Annotated in this window: 27 protein-coding genes; 10 read left to right on the top strand and 17 right to left on the bottom strand. The window is 67.5% G+C overall.

Annotation, left to right across the window (positions count from 1 at the left end; genetic code table 11):
• The first annotated feature begins 46 nt into the window (after window positions 1-46).
• The gene (locus G554_RS0101820) at window positions 47-1,081 is read left to right on the top strand and encodes a zinc-dependent alcohol dehydrogenase (protein ID WP_027586569.1); all 1,035 of its coding nucleotides are present in this window, start codon (window positions 47-49) and stop codon (window positions 1,079-1,081) included.
• Window positions 1,082-1,175: 94 nt separating this feature from the next.
• On the opposite strand, the gene G554_RS0101815 is transcribed toward G554_RS0101820, so the two are convergent.
• Window positions 1,176-1,661 carry a CarD family transcriptional regulator gene (locus G554_RS0101815; protein ID WP_027586568.1) on the bottom strand — a complete coding sequence of 162 codons (486 nt, stop codon included), beginning with the start codon at window positions 1,659-1,661 and terminating at the stop codon, window positions 1,176-1,178.
• 440 nt (window positions 1,662-2,101) lie between these two features.
• On the opposite strand from G554_RS0101815, the gene G554_RS0101810 reads away from it, so the two are divergent.
• From G554_RS0101810 to G554_RS17485, 3 genes are all read left to right on the top strand, one after another.
• The gene (locus G554_RS0101810; protein ID WP_051232187.1) at window positions 2,102-2,617 is read left to right on the top strand and encodes a hypothetical protein; all 516 of its coding nucleotides are present in this window, start codon (window positions 2,102-2,104) and stop codon (window positions 2,615-2,617) included.
• A gap of 583 nt (window positions 2,618-3,200) precedes the next feature.
• Window positions 3,201-3,800, top strand: coding sequence for a hypothetical protein (locus tag G554_RS17490; protein ID WP_051232186.1), 600 nt, complete (start codon window positions 3,201-3,203; stop codon window positions 3,798-3,800).
• Window positions 3,801-3,808: 8 nt separating this feature from the next.
• Complete coding sequence (locus tag G554_RS17485; protein ID WP_051232184.1) at window positions 3,809-4,210, top strand: hypothetical protein; 402 nt, start codon at window positions 3,809-3,811, stop codon at window positions 4,208-4,210.
• A 124-nt stretch (window positions 4,211-4,334) separates the two neighbouring features.
• On the opposite strand, the gene G554_RS0101795 is transcribed toward G554_RS17485, so the two are convergent.
• Both G554_RS0101795 and G554_RS14090 read right to left on the bottom strand, forming a co-directional pair.
• Window positions 4,335-5,012 carry a response regulator transcription factor gene (locus G554_RS0101795; RefSeq protein WP_027586565.1) on the bottom strand — a complete coding sequence of 226 codons (678 nt, stop codon included), beginning with the start codon at window positions 5,010-5,012 and terminating at the stop codon, window positions 4,335-4,337.
• A gap of 58 nt (window positions 5,013-5,070) precedes the next feature.
• Entirely contained in the window at window positions 5,071-6,351 is a 1,281-nt protein-coding gene (locus tag G554_RS14090; protein WP_425393326.1) for a sensor histidine kinase, read from the bottom strand.
• Between the two features lie 194 nt (window positions 6,352-6,545).
• Between G554_RS14090 and phoU the strand changes: the two genes are divergently transcribed.
• Together phoU and G554_RS0101780 are read left to right on the top strand one after the other, a co-directional pair.
• On the top strand, window positions 6,546-7,214 hold the full coding sequence (phoU, locus tag G554_RS0101785) for a phosphate signaling complex protein PhoU (RefSeq protein WP_027586564.1): 669 nt from the start codon (window positions 6,546-6,548) through the stop codon (window positions 7,212-7,214).
• A 396-nt stretch (window positions 7,215-7,610) separates the two neighbouring features.
• The gene (locus G554_RS0101780) at window positions 7,611-8,408 is read left to right on the top strand and encodes a polysaccharide deacetylase family protein (RefSeq protein ID WP_027586563.1); all 798 of its coding nucleotides are present in this window, start codon (window positions 7,611-7,613) and stop codon (window positions 8,406-8,408) included.
• Window positions 8,409-8,603: 195 nt separating this feature from the next.
• Here G554_RS0101780 and G554_RS0101775 read toward each other — a convergent pair whose 3' ends face one another.
• A complete protein-coding gene (locus G554_RS0101775; RefSeq protein ID WP_027586562.1) occupies window positions 8,604-9,356 on the bottom strand; it encodes a phosphoglyceromutase in 753 nt (250 codons plus the stop codon).
• 174 nt (window positions 9,357-9,530) lie between these two features.
• On the opposite strand from G554_RS0101775, the gene G554_RS0101770 reads away from it, so the two are divergent.
• From G554_RS0101770 to G554_RS0101760, 3 genes are all read left to right on the top strand, one after another.
• Window positions 9,531-9,797, top strand: a complete 267-nt coding sequence (locus G554_RS0101770; RefSeq protein WP_027586561.1) for an HPr family phosphocarrier protein — start codon at window positions 9,531-9,533, stop codon at window positions 9,795-9,797.
• A 6-nt stretch (window positions 9,798-9,803) separates the two neighbouring features.
• Window positions 9,804-11,477 (top strand): phosphoenolpyruvate--protein phosphotransferase, encoded by a 1,674-nt coding sequence (ptsP, locus tag G554_RS0101765; RefSeq protein ID WP_027586560.1) that lies wholly within the window; start codon window positions 9,804-9,806, stop codon window positions 11,475-11,477.
• 107 nt (window positions 11,478-11,584) lie between these two features.
• Entirely contained in the window at window positions 11,585-12,322 is a 738-nt protein-coding gene (locus tag G554_RS0101760) for an SDR family NAD(P)-dependent oxidoreductase (RefSeq protein ID WP_027586559.1), read from the top strand.
• Between the two features lie 154 nt (window positions 12,323-12,476).
• On the opposite strand, the gene G554_RS0101755 is transcribed toward G554_RS0101760, so the two are convergent.
• From G554_RS0101755 to G554_RS0101725, 7 genes are all read right to left on the bottom strand, one after another.
• Window positions 12,477-12,842, bottom strand: a complete 366-nt coding sequence (locus tag G554_RS0101755) for a biotin/lipoyl-containing protein (protein WP_027586558.1) — start codon at window positions 12,840-12,842, stop codon at window positions 12,477-12,479.
• 16 nt (window positions 12,843-12,858) lie between these two features.
• Window positions 12,859-13,104: a hypothetical protein gene (locus tag G554_RS0101750; RefSeq protein ID WP_027586557.1), complete on the bottom strand. Its 246-nt coding sequence runs from the start codon at window positions 13,102-13,104 to the stop codon at window positions 12,859-12,861.
• A 12-nt stretch (window positions 13,105-13,116) separates the two neighbouring features.
• Window positions 13,117-14,691 carry an acyl-CoA carboxylase subunit beta gene (locus G554_RS0101745; RefSeq protein WP_027586556.1) on the bottom strand — a complete coding sequence of 525 codons (1,575 nt, stop codon included), beginning with the start codon at window positions 14,689-14,691 and terminating at the stop codon, window positions 13,117-13,119.
• Window positions 14,692-14,706: 15 nt separating this feature from the next.
• A complete protein-coding gene (locus tag G554_RS0101740) occupies window positions 14,707-16,200 on the bottom strand; it encodes a methylmalonyl-CoA carboxytransferase subunit 5S (RefSeq protein WP_027586555.1) in 1,494 nt (497 codons plus the stop codon).
• A 259-nt stretch (window positions 16,201-16,459) separates the two neighbouring features.
• Window positions 16,460-17,485 (bottom strand): class II fructose-bisphosphate aldolase, encoded by a 1,026-nt coding sequence (gene fbaA, locus G554_RS0101735; RefSeq protein ID WP_027586554.1) that lies wholly within the window; start codon window positions 17,483-17,485, stop codon window positions 16,460-16,462.
• 299 nt (window positions 17,486-17,784) lie between these two features.
• Window positions 17,785-18,504: a hypothetical protein gene (locus G554_RS0101730; protein WP_027586553.1), complete on the bottom strand. Its 720-nt coding sequence runs from the start codon at window positions 18,502-18,504 to the stop codon at window positions 17,785-17,787.
• A gap of 91 nt (window positions 18,505-18,595) precedes the next feature.
• Window positions 18,596-19,177, bottom strand: coding sequence for a TrmH family RNA methyltransferase (locus tag G554_RS0101725; protein ID WP_027586552.1), 582 nt, complete (start codon window positions 19,175-19,177; stop codon window positions 18,596-18,598).
• A gap of 216 nt (window positions 19,178-19,393) precedes the next feature.
• Here G554_RS0101725 and G554_RS0101720 point away from each other — a divergent pair, with 216 nt between their 5' ends.
• The gene (locus tag G554_RS0101720; protein WP_027586551.1) at window positions 19,394-20,098 is read left to right on the top strand and encodes a DedA family protein; all 705 of its coding nucleotides are present in this window, start codon (window positions 19,394-19,396) and stop codon (window positions 20,096-20,098) included.
• A gap of 87 nt (window positions 20,099-20,185) precedes the next feature.
• Here the strand turns inward: G554_RS0101720 and G554_RS0101715 are convergent, their stop codons facing one another.
• The 6 genes from G554_RS0101715 to G554_RS0101690 all read right to left on the bottom strand — a co-directional run bounded on the left by G554_RS0101715 (window position 20,186) and on the right by G554_RS0101690 (window position 25,214).
• The gene (locus G554_RS0101715) at window positions 20,186-20,626 is read right to left on the bottom strand and encodes an FAD synthase family protein (RefSeq protein WP_027586550.1); all 441 of its coding nucleotides are present in this window, start codon (window positions 20,624-20,626) and stop codon (window positions 20,186-20,188) included.
• 141 nt (window positions 20,627-20,767) lie between these two features.
• Window positions 20,768-21,526 carry a LemA family protein gene (locus G554_RS14085; protein ID WP_036924079.1) on the bottom strand — a complete coding sequence of 253 codons (759 nt, stop codon included), beginning with the start codon at window positions 21,524-21,526 and terminating at the stop codon, window positions 20,768-20,770.
• A 133-nt stretch (window positions 21,527-21,659) separates the two neighbouring features.
• On the bottom strand, window positions 21,660-22,400 hold the full coding sequence (locus G554_RS16540) for a sortase domain-containing protein (RefSeq protein WP_051232182.1): 741 nt from the start codon (window positions 22,398-22,400) through the stop codon (window positions 21,660-21,662).
• The gene (locus G554_RS0101700; protein ID WP_154654134.1) at window positions 22,397-23,059 is read right to left on the bottom strand and encodes a hypothetical protein; all 663 of its coding nucleotides are present in this window, start codon (window positions 23,057-23,059) and stop codon (window positions 22,397-22,399) included. Before G554_RS0101700 ends, G554_RS16540 begins: the two co-directional genes overlap by 4 nt.
• Before the next feature lie 172 nt (window positions 23,060-23,231).
• Window positions 23,232-24,095 (bottom strand): spermidine synthase, encoded by an 864-nt coding sequence (locus G554_RS0101695; protein WP_169337783.1) that lies wholly within the window; start codon window positions 24,093-24,095, stop codon window positions 23,232-23,234.
• A 99-nt stretch (window positions 24,096-24,194) separates the two neighbouring features.
• Window positions 24,195-25,214: a glycine betaine ABC transporter substrate-binding protein gene (locus G554_RS0101690; RefSeq protein ID WP_027586547.1), complete on the bottom strand. Its 1,020-nt coding sequence runs from the start codon at window positions 25,212-25,214 to the stop codon at window positions 24,195-24,197.
• Window positions 25,215-25,230 lie beyond the last annotated feature (16 nt).

Below are 25,230 nucleotides of genomic sequence, written 5' to 3'. Positions count from 1 at the left end.
TGTGCGCACCACCACTGGACAGACGAACTACCGCGAAGGGACACACATGAGAGCGTGGTTTTTCAACGGCCCCGGGGACCTGAGTCTGGAGGACGTCGAGTCCCCGGAACCCGGACCCGGCGAGATCCGGATCGATGTCAAGGCGGCCACCACCTGTGGCACCGATCTGAAGACCTATCGGCGGGGACATCACCTGATGCCCCCGGCCCCCAGCAGGTTCGGCCATGAGGTGGCCGGAGTGGTGGAGTCGGTCGGCGAGGGGGTGACGAGGTTCACCCCCGGAGACCGCGTCGTCTCGGCCAATACCGTGCCCTGCGGTCACTGCTGGGCCTGCCAGAAGGGCCGCGAGTCACTGTGCGAGAATCTCCAGTTCCTGTGGGGCGCTTTCGCCGAGCAGGTCGTCATCCCGGCCGCCATCGCCGCCCGCAACACCTATCTGCTGCCCGATTCGGTGTCCTTCACCGCGGCTGCCCCGTTGGAGCCGCTGGCCTGTGTGGTCCACGGCATCCATGACGCCGGTATCGAGCTCGGCGACACCGTGGTGGTCCACGGCGCCGGCCCGATCGGGCTGATGTTCGTCCGGCTGGCCACCGCCTCGGGAGCTCACGTGGTCGCCGTCGACCAGACCTCCTGGCGTCTGGAGCAGGCTGCGGCTATGGGAGCCGTCGACACCGTGCAGCTGGAGCCCGGCACGACACCCTCCCAGGCCGCGGAGCAGATCAAGCGGCACACCCCGCACGGCCGCGGGGCCGACGTCGGCATCGAGGCCACCGGCTACGCCCCCGTCTGGGAGCAGAATCTGGCATCCCTTCGCCCCGGCGGCACCGGGGTGATGTTCGGCGGCACCAAGGCGGGCGCCTCCTTCCCACTGGACACCACCGCGATGCACTACAACGAGTTCCTCATCAAGGGCGTCTTCCATCACACCCCGCGGTTCGTCGCCACGGCGGTCGACATGCTCGTGTCGGGGATCGTCGACGGCAACGATCTGGTGACCGAGTCGCGCCCGCTGGAGGCTCTGGTGGACTCCCTGGAGGACATGGCCGCCGGGCGCGGATCGAAGTACGCGATCGTCCCCTGAGGTCGGCTGAGGCGGCCAGGACACAGTTCGAGGGTCCCACGAGATCTCGTGGGACCCTCGAACTGTGTTGTTCAGAGACCTGGGACGAGCCGGCTCAGGAGGCCAGCACCTCGTCGAGCATCTCCTCGGCCTTGTCCTCCTCGACCTTCTCGGCCAGAGCGAGCTCGGAGACCAGGATCTGACGAGCCTTGGAGAGCATCCGCTTCTCACCGGCGGACAGCCCACGATTACGCTCGCGACGCCACAGGTCGCGCACCACCTCGGAGACCTTGATGATGTTGCCGCTGTGAAGCTTCTCGGTATTGGCCTTGTAGCGACGGGACCAGTTCGTCGGCTCCTCGACCTGCGTCTTGCGCAGCACGTCGAAGACCTTCGCCAGGCCCTCCTCGTCCACGACATCTCGCACTCCGACGAGATCCAGGTTGCACGCCGGCACCCTGACGACCAGGTCGTTCTGTCCGATGATCCTCAGGACCAAGTAGAGCTTCTCCTCGCCCTTGATGGTCCGGGTCTCGAGATCCTCGATGACCGCCGCCCCGTGATTGGGATAGACAACCGTTTCGCCGACGTTGAAAGTCATGTAGGCAACCCCTTTCAGGGGTCCATCCTACCATGAAAAAGCCCTGAGAGGAAGGTGTCGTCCCTAGTCATCCGCAATTACACCCTATACCAAGGGGTTGACTTCCGGCCAAATCTGTGCCCGACACGCCGATCTGGAGCCACTTTCTCCGGGCTGACTAGGCAGGCGGCCTCTGGTGCTCCCCTGTCGCTCATCCCCTTGTCGGAGGGTCCTCATTGCCGGTCGGGCCCGTCCCGGCGTCCCGGTTCGGCCGGGCTGATGGCGTCGGCGGGACGCGGGTGAGGCCATCCGGCGGCGCTTGCCAGATGCTCGCTGCCGAACCCTGCGCAAACCTGCGCAGGACGGTCTGCCGGGCCCGCCCGGCGGCGGCGTCAATCAGCTAGGCTCGGCTCACCGGCTCAGGCCGGGAGCGGCTGAATCCACACCTGCAGGAGATGACCATGACCAGCGCGCGCAAGTTCGCCAGCAAAGCGGTTCTCGTGGTGGCGGCGGCCACCCTGCTGCTGCCTGCGATGACGGCGTGCAGCATGGAGCCCAAGGTCATCCGGTCCTACACCCAGGCCGCCGGGGTCAATGCCTCCAACACCACCGTCAAGCTGCGCAACGTCGCTCTGGTCGCCCAGGATGGCCAGGCCAGACTGACCGGACTGGCGGTATCCAGCGTCGACGACGAGATCACCGGGGTCACCGGGCGGGCGCTGAAGCCCGACGACGCCGACGGCTCCGAGCTGTCCCCCAGCACCACCCGGGTGCCGCTGACCGCGAACAAGGGGCTCAACCTCACCGACCCCGGCGTCCAGGTCTCCTCACCGGACCTGACCGATGGTCTGCTGGCTGCCATCACGATCTCCTTCAGCCACTCCGACCCGATCACCCTCGACGTCCCGGTGATCGCCGCGACCCGGCCCGACTTCACCCCCGCGGCGCCGACCCCGTCGACCCCCGCCAACTCCTGAGGGTCGCCAACCCCTGAGGCGTCCCCGGGGTAGGGCGTCTGGCCGGAGGATGCATCCTTACCGGCACCGCCTTCCATGTCGTCCGTCCTGCCCCCCACCGGCGTCCCCAGGCGAGGCCATCCGTGGCCTCCCTCCTGCCCCCGCACCGGCGTCCGCAAGCCGAGGCATTCCTCCCAGCGGCCCTGTCTCCCTCCCACCGGTCCCCTCCGGCGCCCCGTTTCCACCCCCCTCTCCACGCTCGTCCTCAAATCTGGCGTTCGTCCTGGAATTCCAGGACGAACGCCAGATTTGAGGACGAGCGTGGGATCCAGACCACCTCCAGCGCCCCCAGAGCAGAGACGCTGCCAGGCGAACGTGGGATCCAGACCACCCTGGGCGGCCCCCAGAGCAGCTGGACGCCGGGAATGCAGGTGCACCACAGCCCACTGACCCGGGCTGCGACCGTGCGACTGTCGGATCGGCGTCCGATCACCCGACCGGGTTATCCACAAGTCCGGAACACAACCTGCCACCTCGGTAGAAGTTGTCCACAGATCTCGTCCTGAGGCTGGCGCTGGCACAGCGGAGATGGCTCACTTCTGACATGGGAAACGATGCCAGAAGGGTGCAGCGGGTCGGGCAGTTGTGCTCGACTGCGATGACCTACGACGAGCTGAAGGCAGCAATCCGGGCTGGCACCATCACGCCGGTGCGCCACGGTGCCGTGATGCAGGGGCCACCGGCCAGTGACGGGAGACAGCGGCAGGTGGAGCTCATCGCGGGCACCGTCCCGGTGATTCAAGGTCCCGACTGGGCGCTCAGCCACACCTCGGCGGTGGCACTTCTGGGTCTTCCGATGTCCCGCGGGGAGCTCGACCGGGTCTGGATCACCCGGCCTCCGCAGGGTCACCAGGGCCACCACCGTCCCGGGCTCGTCACCCGGGTGTGCGGGCTGGAGCCCGACGAGATCACCCGCGTCGGCCCGTACCGGGTCACCAACCTCGCCCGCACCACCGTGGATATGGCTCGTCAGTTCGGCTTCGCGACCGGGGTCCTGGTCGCCGACGCCGCCGCGGCGAGAGGGTGCACCCGCGAAGCCATGCAGAAGGTCGTCGACCGTTCCGCGCGCAGACCCGGGAATGGCATCGCCCGCCGGGTCTGGCATTCGCCGACGGACGGTCCGAGAGCGGAGGGGAGTCGCTGATGAGGGCGATGTGCGAGCTTCAGGGATGCGCCCCCACCGACATCCAGATCGAGATCTACAGTCCGGAGGGCCATTTCATCGCTCGCTGCGATTTCGGCTGGCTGGAGTACGGCATCGTCGGGGAGTACGACGGCGTCCAGAAGTATGGGCGGCTGGTCAGACCCGGGCAGTCGGTCTCCGACGTCGTGGCCGCCGAGAAGGACCGGGAGGCTCAGATCCGCGACCAGGGCCTGGAGATCATCAGGTTCTGCAAGGTGGATCTTCGCAGGCCGGCCGCCGCAGCCGCTCGCCTGCGCAGGTTGATGGACCAGCGGGAACGCCGCGAGACCCCCTGGACCAGTCCGATACCCGCTGCCCCTCCCGACGAGAACTCGCCCTGGGACGACCCCTTCCTGGGGAGTCCTTGGTGATGCTCTGACGCCGGGCAGGCCCCGAGACCACGTTCGTCCTCGAATCTGGCGTTCGTCCTGGAATTCCAGGACGAACGCCAGATTCGAGGACGAACGTGGAAAGAGGCGGATCAGGGCACCGGGTTCAGTCGAACTTGTAGCCCAGCCCCCGCACCGTGATCACCCTCACTGGATGGGAGGGATCGACCTCGATCTTGCCGCGCAGCCGCTTGATGTGGACATCCAGGGTCTTGGTGTCGCCGACGTAGTCGTCACCCCACACCCGATCGATGAGCTGGCCACGGGTCATCACCCGCCCGGCATTGCGCAGCAGCACCTCCAGCACCTCGAACTCCTTGAGGGCCAACGACACCGGGTGCCCGTCCACCGTCACCTCGTGACGCTCGACATCCATCCGGACGCCCTCCTCCTCCAGGACGTCCTCGATCACCGCGTCCTGGTCGTGACCGCGGCGCAGCACCGCACCGATCCGGGCCACCAGTTCCCGGTGGCTGAACGGCTTGGTGACGTAGTCGTCGGCCCCCAGCTCCAGGCCGACCACCTTGTCGATCTCGGAGTCGCGGGCGGTCACCATGATGATGCCGACATCGCCGCGGGCTCGCAGCTGACGGCAGACGTCGGTGCCGGGCATGCCGGGCATCATCAGGTCCAGCAGCACGATATCGGCCCCCGAGGCGTCGTACTCGGCCAGCCCGGCGACCCCGTCGGCGGCCTCCACCACATCGAAACCCTCCTTGCGGAGCATGTATGAGGTGGCGTCGCGATAGGACTCCTCGTCCTCGATGATCAACACACGGGTCACGTCAGGTCCTCATTCTCGTCAACACTCGTCAACTCTCGTCGCTTCTGGTCATTGCCCCTCAACTCTGGTCATCGATCCCCGGCCCCGCCGGCTTCTGAGGCACATCCTCCTGCCTCGCCTCACCCGGGTTCCCGGCCGACTGACTGCTGGCCGCCGCACTGATGCCGGCCTGGCCCGCAGACGGCGTCTCGCCGAGCCGGATCAGGGGCAGCCGAATGGTGAAGGTGGATCCCTGACCCAGCTTGCTCCACACCGTCACCGACCCACCATGGATACGGGCGATGTGTTTGACCAGAGACAGTCCCAGGCCGGTTCCGCCACTGGCCCTGGAACGGGCCGGATCCACCCGGTAGAACCGCTCGAAGATCCGTTCCTGGTTCTCCTCGCTGATCCCGATCCCATTGTCGGTCACCGCGATCTCAGCCATCTCACGTCCCTGGATCCACTCGGCCCGGGTGCCCACCGAGACCCGGGCACGCGGTCCGGAGTAGGCGATGGCGTTCTGCACCAGGTTGCCGATGGCATCGGTCAGCTGACCGGGATCCCCCAGCACGACGAGTCCGGGAGCGCAGCGCACCACGAGGTCGACCTTGCGCTGGGCCGCCAGCTCATCGGTGCGGTGCACCGCCCGCTCCACAGCCTCTGCGATGACGACCCGATCGGCGCGCAACTGCGGCTGGTCGGACTGCATTCGCGACAACTCAATGACCTGGTTGACCAGATCGGCCAGCCTGGTCGCCTCCGAGTGCAGCCGCCCCGCGAAGTGCCCGACGGCCTGCGGGTCATCAGCGGCGTCGGAGACCGCCTCCGCCAGGATCGAGACGGCGCCGATCGGCGTCTTCAACTCATGGCTGACATTGGCGAGGAAGTCATTGCGGGCCTGGTCGACACGCATCAACGGGCTGCGGTCGGCCGCGACCACGATCACCTGGCCCTCCTCGTCCAGCGGTGCGACTCGCACCGACAGGTGCAGCACGGGCCAACCCGGACCGGGCCGCACGTCGAGATTCTCATGGGACTGGGACCCGTCGTGGCGGCAGCTGCGAACCCTGTCGAGCAGCTCGGTGACCTCGATCCGGGTGCCCTCCACCAACCCGGCCGCGTACGCCTCGGGAGTGGCGTGGCGCACCTCGTCATGGACGCCGACCACCAGGGCCGGGGTGTGCAGGGCATCCAGCGCCGCGATCAGAGTGGGCTCGACCGGCGCCGCCGGCTCATCGGTCGGCAGATCCTGGTCTGCCTGGCGGGTGCGCCTGATCGCCCAGACGATCACCAGTGTCATGACCACACCGACGACGATGCCGAGCAGCCACCACAGACACCAGTTCACAGTCCAGATCATAGGAGAAGCCCTTGCACCGGCCCCATTCGCCTCGACCGGACCGATCCGAGTTCACCGAGGGTTCACGGGTGGTTTGCCGCGATGACAGGCTGCGCTCTTCTGGACAACTAGGCTGATCGTTCAGCAGAACCGATTGAGCCGCAGCCAATGCCAACCGGAGCGGATCCCGCCCAACCAAGGAGGACGCCCTTATGCGCGAGAGCTATCACGATGAGCTGAACGCGAACACCGATGACATCGTCTCGATGGCAGATCTGGTGCGCTCCGCAGTGGAGCGAGCCACCACCTCACTCATCAATGCCGATCTGGGCCTGGCCGAACAGGTGATCAGTGCCGACGCCAGGATCGACACCCTCCATGACGAGATCGAGCAGCGGTCGTTCAACCTGCTGGCTCGCCAGGCGCCGGTGGCCGGCGAACTGCGCACCGTGGTGGCGGTACTGAGGATGTGCTACGAGTTGTCCCGGATGGGCGACCTGGCGGTCCACGTCGCCGAGACCGCCCGGCACCGCTACCCGGACCACGCGGTCCCCGAGCCGGTCGCCGCTCAGTTCACCAGGATGGCCAAGATCGCCGACCAGATGATCCTCACCGCCTCCCAGACCCTGGTCAACCGCGACGCCGAGAACGCCAGGGAACTAGCTGACAAGGACACCGCGATCGACGACATCCGCGCCGACCAGTTCCGGATGCTGCTCAGCGACACCTGGCCCTACGGGGTCGAGGAGGCCGTCGACACGGCCCTGCTCGGCCGTTACTACGAGCGGATCGCCGACCATGCGGTGGCCATCGGCTCGCGGATCATCTACATCGTCACCGGCGAGGCTCCCGAGGGCGAGGACTGGCCGAAGGTGTTCTGAGGCCCCCGACTCTCAGGTCGGGCACAGGTTCATCCGAGCTCGGACCTATGCTGTTCGTGGTGGCGTCACCGTGGCGCCCGGAACCGAGGTTCTTTATCCATGAGTCTCCGTCGCACCCAGGCTGAACGGCCCACCCCAGCAGGATCCCCGGTTCGGAGCCGTCGCTGGTCCCAGAGACGTCGGCTGGCCGGGATCGGCGTCCTCACCGCGACTACACTGTTCGCTACCGGGTGCTCGATCTCCGGATCCGCCTCAACATCGTCGTCGACGCCGAACAGCTCCTCGTCATCCCATGGCGTCACCGGGTCGGGCTCCGCTGCCGGGTCGGCCTCCGGCTCCCCGGCCTCCCCCGGTGCCGCCTCCGCAGCCGCGGGGGCTCACGGCGTCGGGGCCCCGGTGGTCCACCCCTCCTGCACCAGGCCGCCCACGACCTGGAAGACCTTCAAGGCTCCCGATGCCGTGGTTCCCGACCTTCCAGAGCTGGAGGCCGGCACCAATCACTCGAAGACCGCCGACAAGTGGACCTACTCGGCATCCCAGGTGCACCAGTGGATGGCCAAGCCCCAGACCGCCCCCAAGGGCAAGAAGCTGGTCTTCATCACCTTCGATGACGGCCCGGACTCCACCGTCACCCCCAAGGAGCTCAGCAATCTTGAGAAGGCCGGTGTCCCGGCGACCTTCTTCATGATCACCCCCCAGCTCCAGGGGGTCCCGGTCGACCTGCTGCGCCGCTCCCTGCGCGACGGCAACGGCCTGGACATCCACTCCTACAGCCACGACTACAAGTACCTCTTCCATGGCGATGCCAATCAGCGCGCCGCCCACGTCACCTGCGACTACGACTGGGCGCTGGCTCAGGCCCGCGCCGTGATCGGCTCGGACTACGACCCCTCCGGATTCCGCTACCCGGGTGGCGAGATGTCCTGGAACGACCTGAGCAAGGCCAATGCCGGGTTGGCCAAGCGCGGCGTCGTCCCGATCGACTGGAATGCGATGAGCGGGGACGCCGACGCGCACATGCCGACGACGATCCCCGGGTACGTGACGATGGTCAAGCAGTCCATCGCCGAGTCCGGCAACCCGCGGGTGGTGGTGATCCTCAACCACGACATCAAGGAGAAGACCGCCGAGGCGATGCCGAGCATCCTGGCCTGGCTGAAGTCCCAGGGCTACCAGTTCGGGATCATTAGCTGAACCGACGCCATCCGGACCGCCTCCGATGAGCACTCCCGAGCGGTTTCCGGCCACTCGGACGCACAACACGGCCCCCGGGATCTGATCCCGGGGGCCGTGCTGTGCTGTCCTGATCGAGCCTGTTTCGACTGGATCACAACCGGGTGCCGGGGCCTCCGATGCCCATCGGAAGGTGCCCGGCCGCCCGATCGGGACCTACTTCTTGGCGCCCTGATTGGCGACGGCCTTCTGACCGGCGGCAGCGGCCTCCGGATCGAGGTAACGGCCACCCTTGACGACCGGCTTGAAGTTCTCATCCAGCTCGTAGTACAGCGGGATGCCGGTGGGGATGTTGAGCCCGGCGATGTCGGCATCGGAGATGTCGTCCAGGTGCTTGACCAGGGCGCGCAGCGAGTTGCCGTGGGCGGCGACCAGGACAGTCTTGCCGGCCTTCAGGTCAGGCTCGATGCCCGACTCCCAGTACGGCAGCATCCGGGCGACGACGTCCTTGAGGCACTCGTGCAGCGGGCGCTCGGCGGCCGGGATGTCGGCATAGCGCGGGTCGTTGTACTGGCTGAACTCGCCCTCCTTGTCGATCTCTGGCGGCGGGACGTCGTAGGAACGACGCCAGGCCATGAACTGCTCCTCGCCGTACTTCTCGCGGATCTCAGCCTTGTTGAGGCCCTGCAGGGAGCCGTAGTGGCGCTCGTTGAGGCGCCAGGAGCGGCGCACCGGGATCCAGTGGCGGTCGCAGCCGTCCAGCGCCAGGTAGGCGGTGTGGATGGCGCGGCGCAGCAGTGAGGTGTGGACGATGTCGGGCAGCAGGCCCTCGGCCGCCAGGAGGTCTGCGGCGTGCGCGGCCTCCTTCTCACCCTTCTCATTGAGGTCGACGTCAACCCAGCCGGTGAACAGGTTCTTGGAGTTCCACTCACTCTCGCCGTGGCGGAGCAGAATCAGCTTGGAAGTCATGGCGCCAGCTTATCCGCCGGGATGGACGCGGGTCAGCCCCGGCCCGAGAGGATGCGCCAATCCCACACATATGGGTGAACTTCGGGGACCGGCCACGCCCTGGCGGGCGACATCGGTTATCGTCATGGTGTTGACGTGTAGTTGTCACGCCCATCCGATGAAGGAGAAGCTCACATGCCCACTCGCACCACCACCATCGCCGCCGCCAGCGGTCTGCACGCACGCCCGGCAGCCATGTTCGTCCAGGCTGCCTCCAAGTCGGGCCTCGCGGTCACCATCGGGCGCCCCGGCGAGACCCCGGTCGATGCCCGCAGCATCCTGTCCGTGATGGGACTGGGCGCCAAGTTCGGCGAGACCATCGAGCTGACGGCCGAGGGCGACAACGCCGATGCTGTGCTGGACACCCTGATCGCCAACCTGAACAGCGATCCGGAGGCCTGATCCATAATGCAGACCCTGTCAGGGCTGGGGGTCTCGGCCGGTGTCGGCCAGGCCGAGGCCCTCGTCGTCTCCCCTGCTCCCGGCCTGCCCGAGGTCGACCCCAAGGGGGAGATCAAGGAAGATCTCGAAACCGTTCGTGCTGCCCTCAACAAGGTGGCGGATCGGCTCGACTATCGGGCCATGCATGCGGACTCCTCTGCGCTGGCCGTCCTCACCGCGACGGCCATGATGGCCCGCGACCCCGGCCTGATCGCCTCGGTCGAAGGCCATCTGCACACCGGTGACGGGCCCTGCCATGCACTGTGGAACGCCTTCGACGAGTTCTGCGATCAGCTCAGCGCGGCCGGCGGCTACCTGGCCGAGCGGGTCACCGACCTCAAGGATGTCCGTTCCCGCACCCTGGCAGTCCTGCAGGGACTGCCCGAGCCCGGCGTCCCGACCCTGGATCGGCCGGCCATCCTGGTGGCCGAGGACCTGGCTCCGGCCGACACCGCGACCCTGGACCCGGAACTGGTGAAGGGGTTGATCACCGCCGCCGGCGGCCCGACCTCCCACACCGCGATCCTGGCCTCCCAGATCGGTATCCCGGCGATCGTGCGCTGCCCGGAGGCGCGCTCGATCATCACCGGCACGAAGCTGGCCCTGGACGGAGTCACCGGCACGGTCCTCATCGATCCCGAGGACGCCGCCGTCGTGAGGCTCACCGAGCGGGCCGACAAGCGCCGCGAGGTGCTGGAATCGGCCCCCGAGGGCGAGTCGCAGACCGCCGACGGTCTGCGGGTGCTCACGCTGGCCAATATCGGCTCCCCCGCCGATGCCGTTGCCGCCAAGAAGAAGGGCGCCGAGGGTGTCGGGCTGTTCCGCACCGAGTTCCTCTTCCTGGAGCGTCAGGAGGCCCCCACCAAGGCCGAGCAGGCCGATGTCTACGCCCAGGTGCTGAGCACCTTCGACGAGGACGCGAAAGTGGTCTTCCGCACCCTGGACGCCGGGGCCGACAAGCCGTTGGCCTTCGCCGACCTGGGCCCGGAGGATAATCCGGCTCTGGGACGCCGTGGCCTGCGACTGTCCCAGGTCCGCACCGATCTGATGGACACCCAGCTGGCCGCACTGGCCGAGGCTGCCCGCAAGACCGACCGGATGCCCTATGTGATGGCGCCGATGGTGGCCACCCCCGACGAGGCCAGGTGGTTCTCCTCCCGGGCTCGCAAGGCGGGGCTGAGCACCGTCGGTGTGATGGTCGAGGTGCCTGCTGCTGCGCTGCGTTCCTCGCAGGTGCTGGAGACGGTGGATTTCGCCTCCATCGGCACCAACGACCTCACCCAGTACGCGATGGCTGCCGACCGCCTCCAGGGGGAGCTCTCCGAGCTGCTGACCCCCTGGCAGCCGGCCGTCATCCAGCTGGTCAAGGCCACCTGTGACGGTGCCGGCAACCGGTTGATCGGCGTCTGCGGCGAGGCCGCCGGCGATCCGCTGCTGGCCCTGGTGCTGGTCGGCGTCGGGATCCGCTCGCTGTCGATGGCCGCTGGCAAGATCAAGGCCGTCAAGGCCTCGTTGGCGCTGCACAGCCAGGCACAGTGCGAGGTGATCGCCCAGGCCGCACTGGCCGCACCGAGCCCCTCCGCGGCCAAGGCGGCGGCTCTCAAGCTGGCCGATCCGCGCATGGAGGTGCTGGTGTCCTGAGCCCGGCACTGCGGGCCGGCTCCTGAGATCAGCCGTTGCACCGCCCCGGCGTCCCCAATTCGGGGGACGCCGGGGCGGTGCTGTGTGCAGCGCGCAAGAATGAGGACATGAGTACTGCACTGGTGACAGGAGCAAGTTCGGGAATCGGCGCGGCCACCGCTCGCGCCCTGGCCGCCGACGGCTGGTCGGTGATCTGCGCGGCCCGGCGCCGCGACCGCATCGAGGCGCTGGCCCTGGAGATCGGCGGACGCGCGGTGGTCTGCGACGTCACCTCCCCCGAGTCGGTGGCATCCCTGGTCGAGGAGGTCGGCCCGAAGCTGGACCTGCTGGTCAACAATGCCGGCGGTGCGGTCGGCCAGGAGCCCGTCGAGGAGGCCGACTTCGACGCCTGGCAGATGATGTACCAGACCAATGTGCTGGGCACCACGAGGGTCACCAAGGCCCTGCTGCCGGCCCTGGAGGCCGCCAACGGCACCATCGTCTTCATCACCTCCACCGCCGCGGAGGGCCCCTACGAGGGCGGCGCAGGCTACAACGCCGCCAAGGCCGGGGAGCGGATGGTCGCCGGCGCACTGAGGCTGGAGCTGTTCGATCGGGACGTGCGGATCTGCGAGGTGAGTCCGGGGATGGTGCACACCGACGAGTTCTCGCTGACCCGCTTCCACGGCGATCAGGCCAAGGCCGACAAGGTCTACGAGGGGGTCGCCGAACCCCTGGTGGCCGAGGACATCGCCGAGTGCATCCGCTGGATCGCCGGGCTGCCCCACCATGTCAACATCGACCGGATGATCGTGCGCCCCAGGGCCCAGGCCTCCCAGTTCAAGGTCTTCCGCCAGGCCCAGTAGCAGGCCCAGTAGCCGGCAACGCAGCTGCCGGACAGACCACGACGCCGCGCTCCTCGGTGAGGAGCGCGGCGTCGTTGAATCCGCGTGGCTGGGGCACGGCCCCGGTCCGGCTCGCAGGAACCGGCCGGAAGCTCCGTCCCAGCTGGAGCCGGGGTCAGCCCAGAGCCACCAGGCCCTGGCCGCCCTGGACGGCGTCGCCGACCGCGACCAGGATCCCGGTGACCTTCCCGTCGGAAGGAGCGGTGATCTCGGTCTCCATCTTCATGGCCTCCAGGGTCAGCAGCACGTCGCCGGACTTCACGGCGTCGCCCGCCTTCACCAGGATCTTGGCGACGGTACCGGCCAGCGGAGCCGGCACCTCGCCGGCACCGGCCTTACCGGCACCACCGCCGCTGGCCGGAGCCAGCGCCGGGCCGGACCCGCCACCGAAAAGAATCGGCGGGATGGGCGAATTGTTGGACTTGTCAACATCAACGTCAACGTCGTACGCGACGCCGTTGACGGTCACCTTGAGCTTCATTGTCAGTCTCTCCGGGTCAACGAATGGAATGGTTCTGGAGCGTCCTGCGACCCTGCCGGGTCCAGTTCTCACTCGGGGCGAAACGGATGGCCTGGACCTTTCCGTCGTTGCCCAGGTAGGCCGCCACGGCCGCGCTGATCACGGTCACGACGTCCTCCGGGATATCGGCGCTGGCTGCCTTGAGGCGACTCACGTCGGCCTCCAGAGCACCCAGTCGCTTGGTCAGCGTCTCGAGGACGCGATCCTTCTCGTTGTCACTCATCAGTTCCTCCGATCAGCACGGCATATTGCCGTGCTTCTTGGCCGGACGGGACTGACGCTTGGTGGCGTAGGTCTCCAGTGCGGCAGTGATCTTGCGGCGCGTGTCAGCGGGATCGATGACGTCGTCGACCTGACCGCGGGCGGCAGCCACGTACGGCGTGTTGAACGCCGTCTGGTACTCCTCGATCTTCTCGGCACGAGTGGCAGCCGGGTCCTCGGAGGCCTTGATCTCCCGGCGGAAGATCACATTGGCCGCACCCTCGGCACCCATCACGGCGATCTCGGCGGTCGGCCATGCGAACACGGCGTCGGCACCCAGGTCACGGTTGCACATGGCCAGGTAGGAGCCGCCGTAGGCCTTGCGGATCACCACGGTGACCTTCGGGACGGTGGCCTCGGAGTAGGCGTACAGCATCTTCGCGCCATGGCGGATGATGCCGCCGTACTCCTGCTGGACGCCGGGTAGGAAGCCGGGGACGTCCACCAACTGCACCAGCGGGATGTTGAAGGCATCGCAGAATCCGATGAACTCGGCGGCCTTGTCGGAGGCGTTGATGTCCAGGCAGCCGGACATCACCTTGGGCTGGTTCGCCACGATGCCGACCGAACGGCCGTCGATCCTGGCGAAGGCGGTGACGATATTGGTCGCCCAGCCCGCCTTGACCTCCAGGTAGTCGCCCCAGTCGACGATCTTGGCGATGACATCGCGGATGTCATAGCCCTTCTTGCCGTCGATCGGGACGATGTCGCGAAGCTCCGGGCACGGCGAGATGTCGTTGTTCGGGGCGGTGATCGCGGCGTCCTCGGTGTTGTTCTGCGGAAGGAAGCTCAGCAGCTTCTTCGCGATGAGCACCGCGGCGTCGTCATCCTCGGCCACGAAGTGGATATTGCCGGAGGTCGACATGTGCGCCTCGGCACCACCGAGCTGCTCACCGGTGACGTCCTCGCCGGTCACCGACTTGATGACCGAGGGGCCGGTGATGAACATCTGGGCCTTCTTCGTCATGATGATGAAGTCGGTCAGAGCCGGGGAGTAGGACGCACCGCCGGCGCACGGGCCCGCGATGATGGCGATCTGCGGCACCACGCCGGACAGCTTGACGTTGGCGAAGAACATCTTGCCGTAGCCCGACAGGGAGTCGATGCCCTCCTGGATCCGGGCGCCGCCCGAATCGTAGAAGAACAGGAACGGTGTACCGGTCAGCAGCGCCTGCTCCATGGTCTCCACGACCTTGGTGGACTGCGTCTCGCCGGCCGAACCTCCCATCACCGTGAAGTCCTGGGAGGCGACATGGACCGGACGTCCGGCGATGGTCGCACGACCGGTCACCACGCCATCGGCGGGGATCTCGGCGGTGTCCATCCCGAACAGGGTGGTGCGGTGCTCGCGGAAGGCGCCCACCTCGTCGAAGGAGTACGGATCGACCAGATTGTCGATTCGCTCACGGGCGGTCTGCTTGCCCTTGTCATGCTGCTTGGCGAGGCGCTTCTCACCTCCACCGAGCTCTATCTTGTGCCGTTGATCGGCAAGCTGCGCCAGACGATCTTCCATCGTCTCGGCGAGCTTCACACGCTTCTTCTCAGCCATGATTGGCAATCATCCTCACGCGGGCTCGACGGTCACGTCGTGGCTGCGGCCACCGACCGTGACGCTGTAGTTGACCGGTCCCTGGACCCCGGAGGGGCCACTTCCCTCGGCCTCGGCCTTCAGCTGGGCCTCGGTCATCGCAACGCTCTTGGGGCCCTGCGGGCGCTCCTTGAAGAACTTCGGGGCGACTCCCGGGAACAGTGCATTGGTGAGCACGTCCTCATCGGTGCCGTCGAATCCCTCGAGCGCGGAGGTCTGGCTGACCAGCTCGTCCCACTCGTTGTCGATGAGATCGGCGGGCCGGCAGGTGATCGGCTTCTTACCGGTCTGCTCCTCGGCGCGCTTGATGAGATCGGGGTTCAGGTCGCCGATCGGCTGGCCGTAGTAGCCGAGCATCAGGTCGGCGAACTCGGCGGTCAGGGTCTTGTACTCGCCATTGCCCATCAGGACGTTGAACACCGCCTGGGTGCCGACGATCTGGGAGGAGGGGGTGACCAGAGGCGGGTACCCGGCGTCCTTGCGGACCCTCGGGACCTCCTTCATGACCTCGTCGGTGCGGTCGGCAGCGCCCTGGGCGGCCAGCTGGGACTCCATGTTGGAGAGCATCCCGCCGGGGATCTGGGACTTGAAGATGTCGGTGTTGACCAGCGTCTTCGACTCGAACTTCTTGTACTTCGGACGGACCTTCTTGAAGTGGTCGCGGATCTTGATGAGGCGATCCATGTCCAGGCCGGTGGTGTACTCCGTGCCCTCGAGCATCTCGACCAGGGACTCGGTCGGGTTGTGGCCGGGCCCCAGGGACATCGAGGAGATCGCGGTGTCGACGACGTCGACACCGGCCTCGATGGCCTTCTGCAGGGTGACCAGGGTGACCCCAGTGGTGGAGTGGCAGTGCAGGTTGATCTGCACGTCGGGGTGGTTCTCCTTGATGCCCTTGATGATGTCGTAGGCGGGCTGCGGCTTGAGCAGGGCGGCCATGTCCTTGAAGGCGATGGAATCGGCGCCCATGTCGATCAGCCGGTCGGCCTGCTTGACGAAGCTCTCCGGGGTGTGGATCGGGGAGGTGGTGTAGCAGATGGTGCCCTGGGCGTGCTTGCCGGTCTTCTTGACCGCCTTCATCGCATGCTCGAGGTTGCGCGGGTCATTGAGGGCGTCGAAGACCCGGAAGACGTCCATGCCGTTCTCGGCGGACTTCTCCACGAACTTGTCGACGACGTCGTCGGCGTAGTGCCGGTAACCCAGCAGGTTCTGGCCTCGCAGCAGCATCTGGAGGCGGGTATGGGGCATCAGCTTGCGGAAGGTCCGCAGCCTCTCCCAGGGGTCCTCATTGAGGAATCGGATACAGGAATCGAAGGTTGCTCCACCCCAGCACTCGGCGGACCAGTAGCCAGCTGCATCGATGTCAGCACAGGCATCGACCATGTCCTCCATGGCCATGCGGGTTGCAATCAGGCTCTGATGCGCGTCGCGGAGCGCGAGCTCGGTAACGCCAATCTTTCGCGGACTCATGGCTCCCATCCTTGCACCCATCACTCGGTTGTTCGGCGCAGGGGTCGACGAAAAAGGCCTTAACGGTGTTCAATCCGTGGACGCCCTGCACACCGCCCTTCGGTGGCGGGCGCAGCCGGGACAGGAGGGGTCCGCCAGGCGGGGCGCCAGCCACTGCCGAGGGGTGCCGAGGGGTGACCCGGGCGGCGTCGCGAAGGTCTCTGGACGCACAGGTGGGGCCGACCCGTGCGGATCGGCCCCACCAGCTGGACGGGGTGACTCAGGCGGTCAGCGAGGTGCCCTTGGAACCGAGCTGCTCGCAGGCCTCGAGGATGCGGGCCGACATGCCGGACTCGGCCTTCTTGCCCCAGGAGCGCGGGTCGTAGTCCTTCTTGTTGCCGACCTCGCCGTCGATCTTGAGGACGCCGGCGTACTTGGTGAAGAAGTGATCGGCGACCGGACGCGAGAAGGCGTACTGGGTGTCGGTGTCGATGTTCATCTTGATGACGCCGTAGGACACCGCGTCGGCGATCTCCTGGGCGGTGGAGCCGGATCCTCCGTGGAAGACCAGGTCGAAGGGCTTGTCCTTGCCGTACTTGGCGCCGCAGGCGTCCTGGATCTCCTTGAGGATCTCCGGGCGCAGCTTCACGTGGCCGGGCTTGTAGGCGCCGTGCACGTTGCCGAAGGTCAGGGCGGTGATGTAGCGGCCCTTCTCGCCGGTGCCGAGCACCTCGAGGGTGCGCATGCCGTCGGCGACGGTGGTGTAGAGCTTGTCGTTGATCTCTCCGGTGACGCCGTCCTCCTCGCCACCGACAGCGCCGACCTCGATCTCGAGGATGATGTGAGCCTTGGCTGCCTTGGCCAGCAGCTCATCGGCGATCTGCAGGTTCTCCTCGACCTCGATGGCCGAGCCGTCCCACATGTGGGAGTTGAAGATCGGGTCCTGGCCCTTGTCGACCCGCTCCTGGGAGAGCGCGATGAGCGGACGGACGTAGGAGTCCAGCTTCTCCTTCTGGCAGTGGTCGGTGTGCAGACCCACGGTCACCGGGTAGTTCTTGGCGACGATGCGGGCGTACTCGGCCAGCGCGACGGCGCCGGTCACCTTGTCCTTGATGGTCTGGCCGGAGGCGTACTCGGCGCCACCGGTCGAGATCTGGATGATCCCGTCAGAGCCCGCGTCGGTGAAGCCCTGGAGAGCGGCGTTGACGGTCTGGGAGGAGGTGACGTTGATCGCCGGGTAGGCGAAGCCCTTGGCCTTCGCGCGATCGATCATCTCTGAGTAGACCTCAGGTGTTGCGATGGGCATTGTGTGCCTTTCTGCTCATTTTTCGCGGTTACTGGACCATTCTCTCGCATTCCGACCGCGAACGGGGAGCGGGGCCGGGTCCGGGCCGCCGATCGGCTGCGCAGATCACTCCGCAGACGCGGTTCTCCGCCTCTGGGAATGCACCAACCCTCGTCTGCGGAGTGATCTGCGCAGTGGCCGGGGGTACACGGACGGACGCGGGGCCAGGGAGGGCAGTGAGATGGTCCTCCGCCCCGGCCTCGGCGCGGCCGGAACGCCCAGAACGGGCCGATCAGGCCGGACCGCTCAGGCCGGACCGCTCAGAACGGCCGGTCCAGGCCTGTGACGTCCAACCCGGTGCGGCCCCCCGACCAGGCCCGGGCCGCGGAGTCGATGGTGCCGGGTAGGGCGTCCAGCCAGGAGACCGGGACCTCCCAGCGATGGCCCTCGGAATCGACCAGCCGGACCACCGGGCCGGCCCCCAAGGAGCTGCCGAGGACGGAGAACTCGGCGACCTCGGACCATCGGACCAGGTCCAGGGCGGGATCTGCGGGATGGGCCGGGATCCTTTCGAGGCTGCTGTCCCCTGGCTCACCGGAGGACCCGGCCTGCTGGTCGGAGGCCTGCGCCCCGGCGGCCCCCGCTCCGGCGGAGCCCGCTGACCCCCCTGCTCTGCCCGGCCGGCCGGATCCCCCGGGTCCGGCCACCCGCTGCTCCCGACGCATCGCGATCCCGCTGGGGTCCAGGCGCAGGACGGTCCCCTCGTTGATGGTGAGCAGATCCTTGCGGGCGGCCCGCAGACGCAGATTTTGGATGGTGAACATCACCACGAAGACCACTGCCCAACCGATCAGCATCCCCATCAGGGTGCCCAGGTCGAAGGAGGACCGCGCGATCGCCCAGATGAGCGCGACGACGGCCACGATGACCAGGGCCTGGAGGGCCAGTCTCACCCGGGTCGCCTGGTGGCGGGCCACCCGTCCCGCTGCGGGAACGGGGTTGTAGGCGACCTCCAGGGCCGCCCCGCCGAAGTCGGTCATGGGCCCGAGCCTAGCGGCCGGCGCAGTCGACGGTCCCCGACACGTATCTCTCAGCCGGTTCCTGGCCCGCACCTCCCGGCGCCAGGTCGGCTCAGTCGGCCCGCGCCCAGCGCAATGCCCAGTGGTACATCGCGATCGCCGATGCCGCTCCCGCGTTGATCGACCGGGTCGAGCCGTACTGGGTGATCGCCACCAGGGACTGGCATCCCGCGACCACCTCCTCGGTCAGCCCGGCACCCTCCGAGCCGAACACCAGGCAGCAGTCGCGCGGCAGCTCAGTCTCCTCCAGGGGCACCGATCCGGGCAGGTTGTCGACACCGATCGGGGTGACGCCGTGATCGGCGAGCCAGTCCAGGAAGTCGGCCACGCTCTCATGGTGGTGGACGTGCAGGTAACGGTCGGTGACCATCGCACCGCGACGGTTCCACCGGTGTCTTCCCAGGATGTGGACGCCGGCGACGTTGAAGGCGTTGGCGGTCCGCACGATCGAGCCGATGTTGAAGTCGTGCTCCCAGTTCTGGATCGCCACGTGCAACCGGGAGCGATGCCGGTCCAGCTCGGCGACGATCGCCGCCACGCTCCAGTAGCGGTACCGGTCGATGACATTGCGCCGGTCGCCGTGTTCCAGCAGCTCGGGGTCGTACCGCGGGTCCGTGGGCCAGGGTCTGGGCATCGGGCCCACGCCCACCTGCGGGGCGCCGTGCGGGCCCGCTGCGGGCCCGCCGGAGTCCGTGGCGACGCCACCGGATCCGGCCCCGGCGTCCGCTGAATGGCCATCATCCCCGGACAGCGCCGGCGGCGGTGTGCTCACCGACGGATCGATCTGCGGCGTCTGCCCCGTGATGTCGTCCACAGCTCAACCGTAGGACCGCCACGTATTGTGTCCCTCATGCTGAGCGTCGCCACCTGGTTCACCCCGCTACTTCTGCCCTCCTTCCTGGACCCCCAGCACATCGTGGAGGCAGCCGGCGCCTCGGCACTGTGGCTGGTGGCCTTCATCGTCTTCGCCGAGTGCGGTCTGGCGATCTTCTTCATGCCGGGTGACTCGCTGCTGTTCGCGATCGGGATGTTCACGGCGGTGGGCCTCAGTTCCGGCTCGGCGCCGCTCATCAGCTACGGCGGCAGGGTCGAGACCCTGCTGGTGGTCAATCTGACGCTGATGGTCGCCGCGGTGGCCGGCAATGTCGTCGGATACTGGATCGGACGCCGGATCGGACCGGCGCTGTTCCGCGACCGGGAGGGTCTGGCCGGGCAGATCTTCTCCCCCAAGCACGTCGCCAAGACCGAGGAGTTCTTCGTCAAGCACGGCCCGGTGGCCCTGGTGCTGGCCCGCTTCGTGCCGATCGTGCGCACCTTCGTGACGATGGTCGCCGGGATCGGGAGGATGGACCCCCGAAAGTTCATCTCCTACACCGCGATCGGCGGCGTCGCCTGGGTGCTGATCGCCGTCCAGGCCGGTCACTTCCTGGGCACGGTGCCCCTCATCCGCGACAACTTCGAGATCGTCGTGGTGCTCATCGTGGCGATCTCGGTGATCCCGATGGTGGTGGAGTGGCTGAAGGCCCGTCGAGCCGCCCCGGGCACCGTCCACTGAGGGACCGGCCACCGTCGGCCGAGGAGCAGCCGGCCGGCCGGTGCAGCCTCCCCGAGGCGCTCACAGCCACCCTCCGGTTCTCCCGGCTCAGCTGGCGACCTGCGCATTCCCGCCGGAGATGTATCCGCGCAGCATGGTCGAGGAGGTCGAGGCGGTGTAGGGCAGGTACATCACCCTCGCACCGATCTCGGCCAGCTCCCGTTCCAGCCGGTCCCCCTTGGGGGTGTTCTGCCAGTCGCTGCCCTTGAACAGGATGTCGAAGCGACGCCGGTGCCAGGCGATTCTCTTGTCCTGGTCGACATCGGCCACCGCCTCGTCGACGAACTTCAGGCTGGCGACCAGTTCGAGCCTCTCGGCGAACGGGATCACTGGGTTGCGATGCTTCATCTGGGTCAACGACTCGTCGGTCGCCACCCCGGCCACCAGGACGTCGCAGCGCTGCCGGGCGGCACGCAGGATGTTGAGATGTCCGACGTGCAGCATGTCGAACCCGCCGGGAACGTAGCCCACCACAGTGCCGCCAGCCATCAAGCTTCTCCATCTTCCGGGTACCGGATGGTCTCCCCGGGTGGAGCCGTGGTGCTCAGGCACTCATCAGTTGTTCACCCGGGGTTCTTGAACTCGAAACGATGAGGGTGACGTTATCACTGTCCACATTGCCTGACCAGATCACTGCTGAGGGCGAAAAGGCTCCTGGGGGTCCTCGGGAGCGGCTCCCGGCTGCTGGTACTGAGGCTGCTGTGAGCCGCCTGGCTGCTGGATCTGATAGCCCGGAGCCGGCGTCTGGCCGCCCTGTTCGAGCTGGCCGGGGGTACCGGGCTCGCTCTGCGGCGGGCGCTGGCTGATCTCCCCGAAGTTGACAGTAGGCGCGGATCTCACGGCGGCGTCGTCGACCTGGAAGTAGCCGGCCTTCTCGAAGTGGAACATATTCGCCGCCAGGTTCGAGGGGAAGCTCTCGATCTTGGTGTTGTAGGCCCGGACGTTGGCGTTGTAGTAGCGCCGGCCGTTGGCGATCCGGTCCTCGGTGGCCGCCAGTTCGCGCTGCAGCTCCAGGAAGTTCTCGTTGCTGCGCAGCTGTGGATAGGCCTCGACCTGGACCATCAGGTTGCGGACCGCGCCGGTCAGCTGGGACTCGATCTGGTCGCGTTGCGGGTCGGGGCCGTCCGAGTGGGATCCCGATGCCATCTGGACCGCCTGGTTGCGAAGTCGGGTGACCTCCTCCAGGGTGTTGCGCTCGTGCGCGGCCCCGGCGCGCACCGTCTCGACGAGATTCGGGATGAGCTCGTAGCGGCGGTTCAGCTCGACATCGACCTGACGCCAGGACTCCTGGATGACGTTGCGCAGTCTGACCAAGGAGTTGTACGGAGCGATGAACAGCCCGAGTGCACCGCCGATGACGATGACCAGGATGATGAGGAGGACGAGCATCTGACTGCCTTTCGAGTGGCTTCTCTGGTGGTGCTCTGATTCTTCGCGGGTTGCCCCCATCGACGTTGCCACTGAGGGGAGCGTGTCCTGCCAGCCTATCCGGATGCGGTCAAGTCCATGGCCGGGCGAGGATTCAGGAGATCCGGTTGCGGGTCTGCACCAGATGGCCGACGGCCACCGAGCGGGAGTCGGTGGGAACGACGTCCTGGTTGGTGGTCAGGGTGAGCAGCGGCTGCTGGGCGTCGGCGTCGGGATGGCCGGGCACCGGGTCCAGGACCCAGTCGGCGCTGGAGTCGACGCTCAGCCCGGAGAAGGGGACGTCGATCCGGTAGGTGTAGATGGCGGATGCCGTCTCCACGATGACCTCGTCGCCGGCGCGCAGCCTCTCGGCGTACCGGAAGGCGTTGGCCCCGGTGGCCGAGCGCCCGGCCACCGCGAAGTTGCCGATCTGACCCGGCAGGGCGGTTCCGCGGTACCAGGCCAGGCCGTGGTTCAGGGCGGTGTCGGCCTCGGCGGTGGAGGCGTAGACCGGCCACTTCCAGTCATCACCGAGGCGAGGGATCCGCATGACGGCGACGAGTTGGCCCTCAGCTGGGCCCGAGGACTGGGAGGACGCCACGCCCGGCGTGGCGGCCGATGCCGCCGCGGAGGCCGGGGCCGGGGAGGCCGACCAGGAGGCCTGGGCCGCCGAGGCCGCAACCCGCCCCTTGTCGCCGGCCAACAGGGTGCTGCCCCACCAGGTCCAGCCCACCCAGATCGCAGCTGCCAGCAGGGCGGCCAGCAGCCCGACCACGGTCCACCCGAAGGGACGCAGCCGGCGTCTGGAGGTGGTGGCAGCCGAGGACTTGCTCGATGAGCGGCGAGGCCTGATCACTGGCCGTTGCTCTCAGGAGTGAGTCCGGCCCGGTCCATCTCCCACATCTGGACTGCGGCGACCCAGCGGTTCATCGAGGGGCTCCAGATGGAGGCGGTGGCCAGGATCACCAGGACTGCGGTGAACCAGCTGGGGGTCAGCGGGAAGTGGACCTGACTCCAGAACCACAACAACCAGACCCCGCCCAGCGCGGAGAACAGCCACCGGTCGACCTGGTGGCCGAGCTTCATGGTGATCGTCAGCAGGCATCCAGAGATCGGCAGCAGCACCATCGGCACCCAGTCGCCGGCCGCCAGGCTGAGGGCGAAGGTCTGCATGGTGGCGGCCAGCAGCGAGTCGGTGGCGGTGTTGGCCGTCATCCAGATCATGGCGATGCTGAACAGCCAGACCACGCTGGGCACGAAGACCAGGATCCGCGCGGCGGTGAGCATTCCCGGCGGGGTGGGGCGAGGGAACTGATCGGCGTGACGACGCCACTCCTGCGCAGGGCGCTGCGGAGGAGGCTGCTGGGGCCAGCGGGGCTGCTGCGGACGGCCCTGCTGGCCTGGTTGCTGGGTGAACGGCTGTGGCGGTGGGGGCTGCTGCCCGGACCGACCACCGGTGGGCTGCTGGCCCGGATGTCCCCACTGACCCTGCGGTGTCGGGTAGTGGGAACTCATGGCGCCCATCATTCCACGGGGCAACCGACTGCCACGAGCAGTCACCTGTTGTCGATGACCGTCGGTCTCATCCTGCGCAGATCACTCCGCAGACGGGGGTGTCTGCACACACAGCTGCAGGGACCCCGGTCTGCGGAGTGATCTGCGCACCCGATCGGCTTCGGAACGATCATCAGGAGAAGTAGGTCCCACCTGTCGGCGGGCCGGGAGAGGCCACCGCGTCGGCGTCGGTGAAGGGGACACAGCCGGTGAGCAACTTGGTGAGGTTGCCGCCGCGGACCACCCGGAAGGGGAAGGCGGCTCCTGCGCACCGCCGCACCAGATCGGTGACCGGCAGCGGCGCACTGCTGGCGGCCAGGATGATGTTGCCGTAGCGGCGTCCTTTCAGGGTCGCCGACTCCGCCTCCATCACCACCTCCGCAAAGGTCGCCCGCAGCCCGGCGACCACCCGGCGGGTCCAGGTCAGTGGTGCGGAGTCGGTGACATTGGCCACCAGCAGCCCGTCGGCCACCAGCACCCGGGAGACCTCGGCGAAGAACTCGGTGGTCACCAGCTCGGCCGGGACCCGGGCACCGGCGAGGGCGTCCAGGATGATGACATCGGCGAAGTCCTCCCGCATCGCCGCGATCCCGGTACGGCCATCAACCGCGCGGACCTTGATCCCCGAGTGCGCCCCCAGCGGCGCCTTGCGGCGCACCTCCTCGGTGAGGGCGGCATCAGGTTCCAGCACGATCTGGGGGGAGGTGGGCCGGGTGGCGGTGACGTAGCGGGCCAGGTTCATCCCGGCCCCACCGATGTGGATCACCCTCATCCGCTCCCCGGCGGGCCGGTGCAGGTCGAGGTGGTCGGCGATCCGCTCCATGTAGTCGAACTCGAGACGGGTGGGGTCGGAGGGGTCGAGCCAGGACTGGTCGGCCCCTCCGATCCGGACGATCCAGGCGCCCTGGTGGTCGGGGTCGGGGACCAGCCGGTCGCCCCCGGACTCACCGACGTCGGACCGGCGACCCGGCGCTGCGGATCGAACCGAGTCGGCCATGGCTTCCTCCCCGCACTTCCGGGCCAGTCCTGCCCCGGCCTGATTCCCCGGACATGATAGCCACCGGCCGCGGTGGCGGGCGGCCCGCCGGGGACGGGCTCAGCCCTGACCTGCGGACAGCGTGCCCTGCTCCCACTTCTTGATCCACTCCGGGTGATCCTCGGCCCATTGCGCGACCGCCTTGTCATTGTCCTTGCCGGCGTACTCGGTGTCGGAGAACATCACATTCTCGAGGCTGGCCAGATCCTCATCGCTGAAGGCCAGGTTGCGTGCCAGCTGGGCGGCCTTGGGGCTGTCGGAGCCGAAGCCGGAGCGCGCGAAGGTGTAGATGTTCTCGGCCCCTCCCATCGCCCCCTTCGGGTCCTTGAGGTCGCGGACCGGGAAGGCCGAGTAGGCCCAGTGCGGACGCCACAGGGTGACGGCGATGTTCTGCCCGGAGGAGGTCGCCTTCTTGAGCTGGGCCAGCATCGCAGGCGTCGAGGAGACCTTGAACGTCGTGCTCTGCAGACCGTAGGCGGGAATCATGGTGTCCTTGACCACCTTCGTCTCCCCGGCCCCCGCCTCGATGCCGTAGAGGGTGTTGTCGTACTCCTTGCCCATCGACTTCAGGTCCTCGATGGATGTGGCGGGGGAGTCCTTGTTCACGGCGATGGTGAGCCGCGCGTTGTCGTACCAGCAGCCGAGGCTCTCCAGCTTGGAGCCGTACTTCTTGATGTAGTCGGCGTGGGTGAGCGGGAGCCAGGTGTCGGTGATGAGGTCGACGTCGCCGGCAGCCATTCCGGTGTAGGCCGGTCCGGCGTCGAAACTCTTGACGGAGACGGAGTAGCCGTCCTTCTCGAGCCCGTACTTGAGCATGTGAGCCGTTGCGAAGGACTCGTCCCAGCCGTTGAAGGCGGCGATGGTGATCGTCCGATCGTCGTCCTTCTTCATGCCGGTGACGTCCTTGGCGCCTGCGCCGGGGGTGCAGTCGGCCCATTTCTTGTCGACGGTGGAGGATGGTGCGTCACTGCCACCCGGGTGCGCCGAGCCGGTACCGCTGTTGGAGGCTCCGCAGCCCGACAGCGCCAGTGCGGCGGCGCTGATGAAGGCCGTGAGGGCCACAAGGTTCTTCCTCACCATGTGTCTTCTCCTGTGT

Source organism: Acidipropionibacterium thoenii DSM 20276 (assembly GCF_000423445.1).
Lineage (GTDB): Bacteria > Actinomycetota > Actinomycetes > Propionibacteriales > Propionibacteriaceae > Acidipropionibacterium > Acidipropionibacterium thoenii.
The sequence above is the reverse complement of the archived record's forward strand: the minus strand, read 5'-3'. Positions and strand labels throughout refer to the sequence as shown.

Excerpts from the sequence above, each read along its gene's own strand:
- G554_RS0101755 (WP_027586558.1), bottom strand. The coding sequence starts at position 12,842 with ATGAAGCTCAAGGTGACCGTCAACGGCGTCGCGTACGACGTTGACGTT.
- fbaA (WP_027586554.1), bottom strand. The coding sequence starts at position 17,485 with ATGCCCATCGCAACACCTGAGGTCTACTCAGAGATGATCGATCGCGCG.
- ptsP (WP_027586560.1), top strand. The coding sequence starts at position 9,804 with ATGCAGACCCTGTCAGGGCTGGGGGTCTCGGCCGGTGTCGGCCAGGCC.
- G554_RS0101810 (WP_051232187.1), top strand. The coding sequence starts at position 2,102 with ATGACCAGCGCGCGCAAGTTCGCCAGCAAAGCGGTTCTCGTGGTGGCG.
- G554_RS0101690 (WP_027586547.1), bottom strand. The coding sequence starts at position 25,214 with ATGGTGAGGAAGAACCTTGTGGCCCTCACGGCCTTCATCAGCGCCGCC.
- G554_RS17485 (WP_051232184.1), top strand. The coding sequence starts at position 3,809 with ATGTGCGAGCTTCAGGGATGCGCCCCCACCGACATCCAGATCGAGATC.
- G554_RS17490 (WP_051232186.1), top strand. The coding sequence starts at position 3,201 with ATGGGAAACGATGCCAGAAGGGTGCAGCGGGTCGGGCAGTTGTGCTCG.
- G554_RS0101745 (WP_027586556.1), bottom strand. The coding sequence starts at position 14,691 with ATGGCTGAGAAGAAGCGTGTGAAGCTCGCCGAGACGATGGAAGATCGT.
- G554_RS14085 (WP_036924079.1), bottom strand. The coding sequence starts at position 21,526 with ATGCTCGTCCTCCTCATCATCCTGGTCATCGTCATCGGCGGTGCACTC.
- G554_RS0101730 (WP_027586553.1), bottom strand. The coding sequence starts at position 18,504 with ATGACCGACTTCGGCGGGGCGGCCCTGGAGGTCGCCTACAACCCCGTT.
- G554_RS0101700 (WP_154654134.1), bottom strand. The coding sequence starts at position 23,059 with ATGAGTTCCCACTACCCGACACCGCAGGGTCAGTGGGGACATCCGGGC.
- G554_RS0101775 (WP_027586562.1), bottom strand. The coding sequence starts at position 9,356 with ATGACTTCCAAGCTGATTCTGCTCCGCCACGGCGAGAGTGAGTGGAAC.
- G554_RS0101725 (WP_027586552.1), bottom strand. The coding sequence starts at position 19,177 with ATGCCCAGACCCTGGCCCACGGACCCGCGGTACGACCCCGAGCTGCTG.
- G554_RS0101695 (WP_169337783.1), bottom strand. The coding sequence starts at position 24,095 with ATGGCCGACTCGGTTCGATCCGCAGCGCCGGGTCGCCGGTCCGACGTC.
- G554_RS0101815 (WP_027586568.1), bottom strand. The coding sequence starts at position 1,661 with ATGACTTTCAACGTCGGCGAAACGGTTGTCTATCCCAATCACGGGGCG.
- G554_RS0101770 (WP_027586561.1), top strand. The coding sequence starts at position 9,531 with ATGCCCACTCGCACCACCACCATCGCCGCCGCCAGCGGTCTGCACGCA.
- G554_RS0101740 (WP_027586555.1), bottom strand. The coding sequence starts at position 16,200 with ATGAGTCCGCGAAAGATTGGCGTTACCGAGCTCGCGCTCCGCGACGCG.
- phoU (WP_027586564.1), top strand. The coding sequence starts at position 6,546 with ATGCGCGAGAGCTATCACGATGAGCTGAACGCGAACACCGATGACATC.
- G554_RS0101760 (WP_027586559.1), top strand. The coding sequence starts at position 11,585 with ATGAGTACTGCACTGGTGACAGGAGCAAGTTCGGGAATCGGCGCGGCC.
- G554_RS0101750 (WP_027586557.1), bottom strand. The coding sequence starts at position 13,104 with ATGAGTGACAACGAGAAGGATCGCGTCCTCGAGACGCTGACCAAGCGA.
- G554_RS0101715 (WP_027586550.1), bottom strand. The coding sequence starts at position 20,626 with ATGGCTGGCGGCACTGTGGTGGGCTACGTTCCCGGCGGGTTCGACATG.
- G554_RS0101820 (WP_027586569.1), top strand. The coding sequence starts at position 47 with ATGAGAGCGTGGTTTTTCAACGGCCCCGGGGACCTGAGTCTGGAGGAC.
- G554_RS0101720 (WP_027586551.1), top strand. The coding sequence starts at position 19,394 with ATGCTGAGCGTCGCCACCTGGTTCACCCCGCTACTTCTGCCCTCCTTC.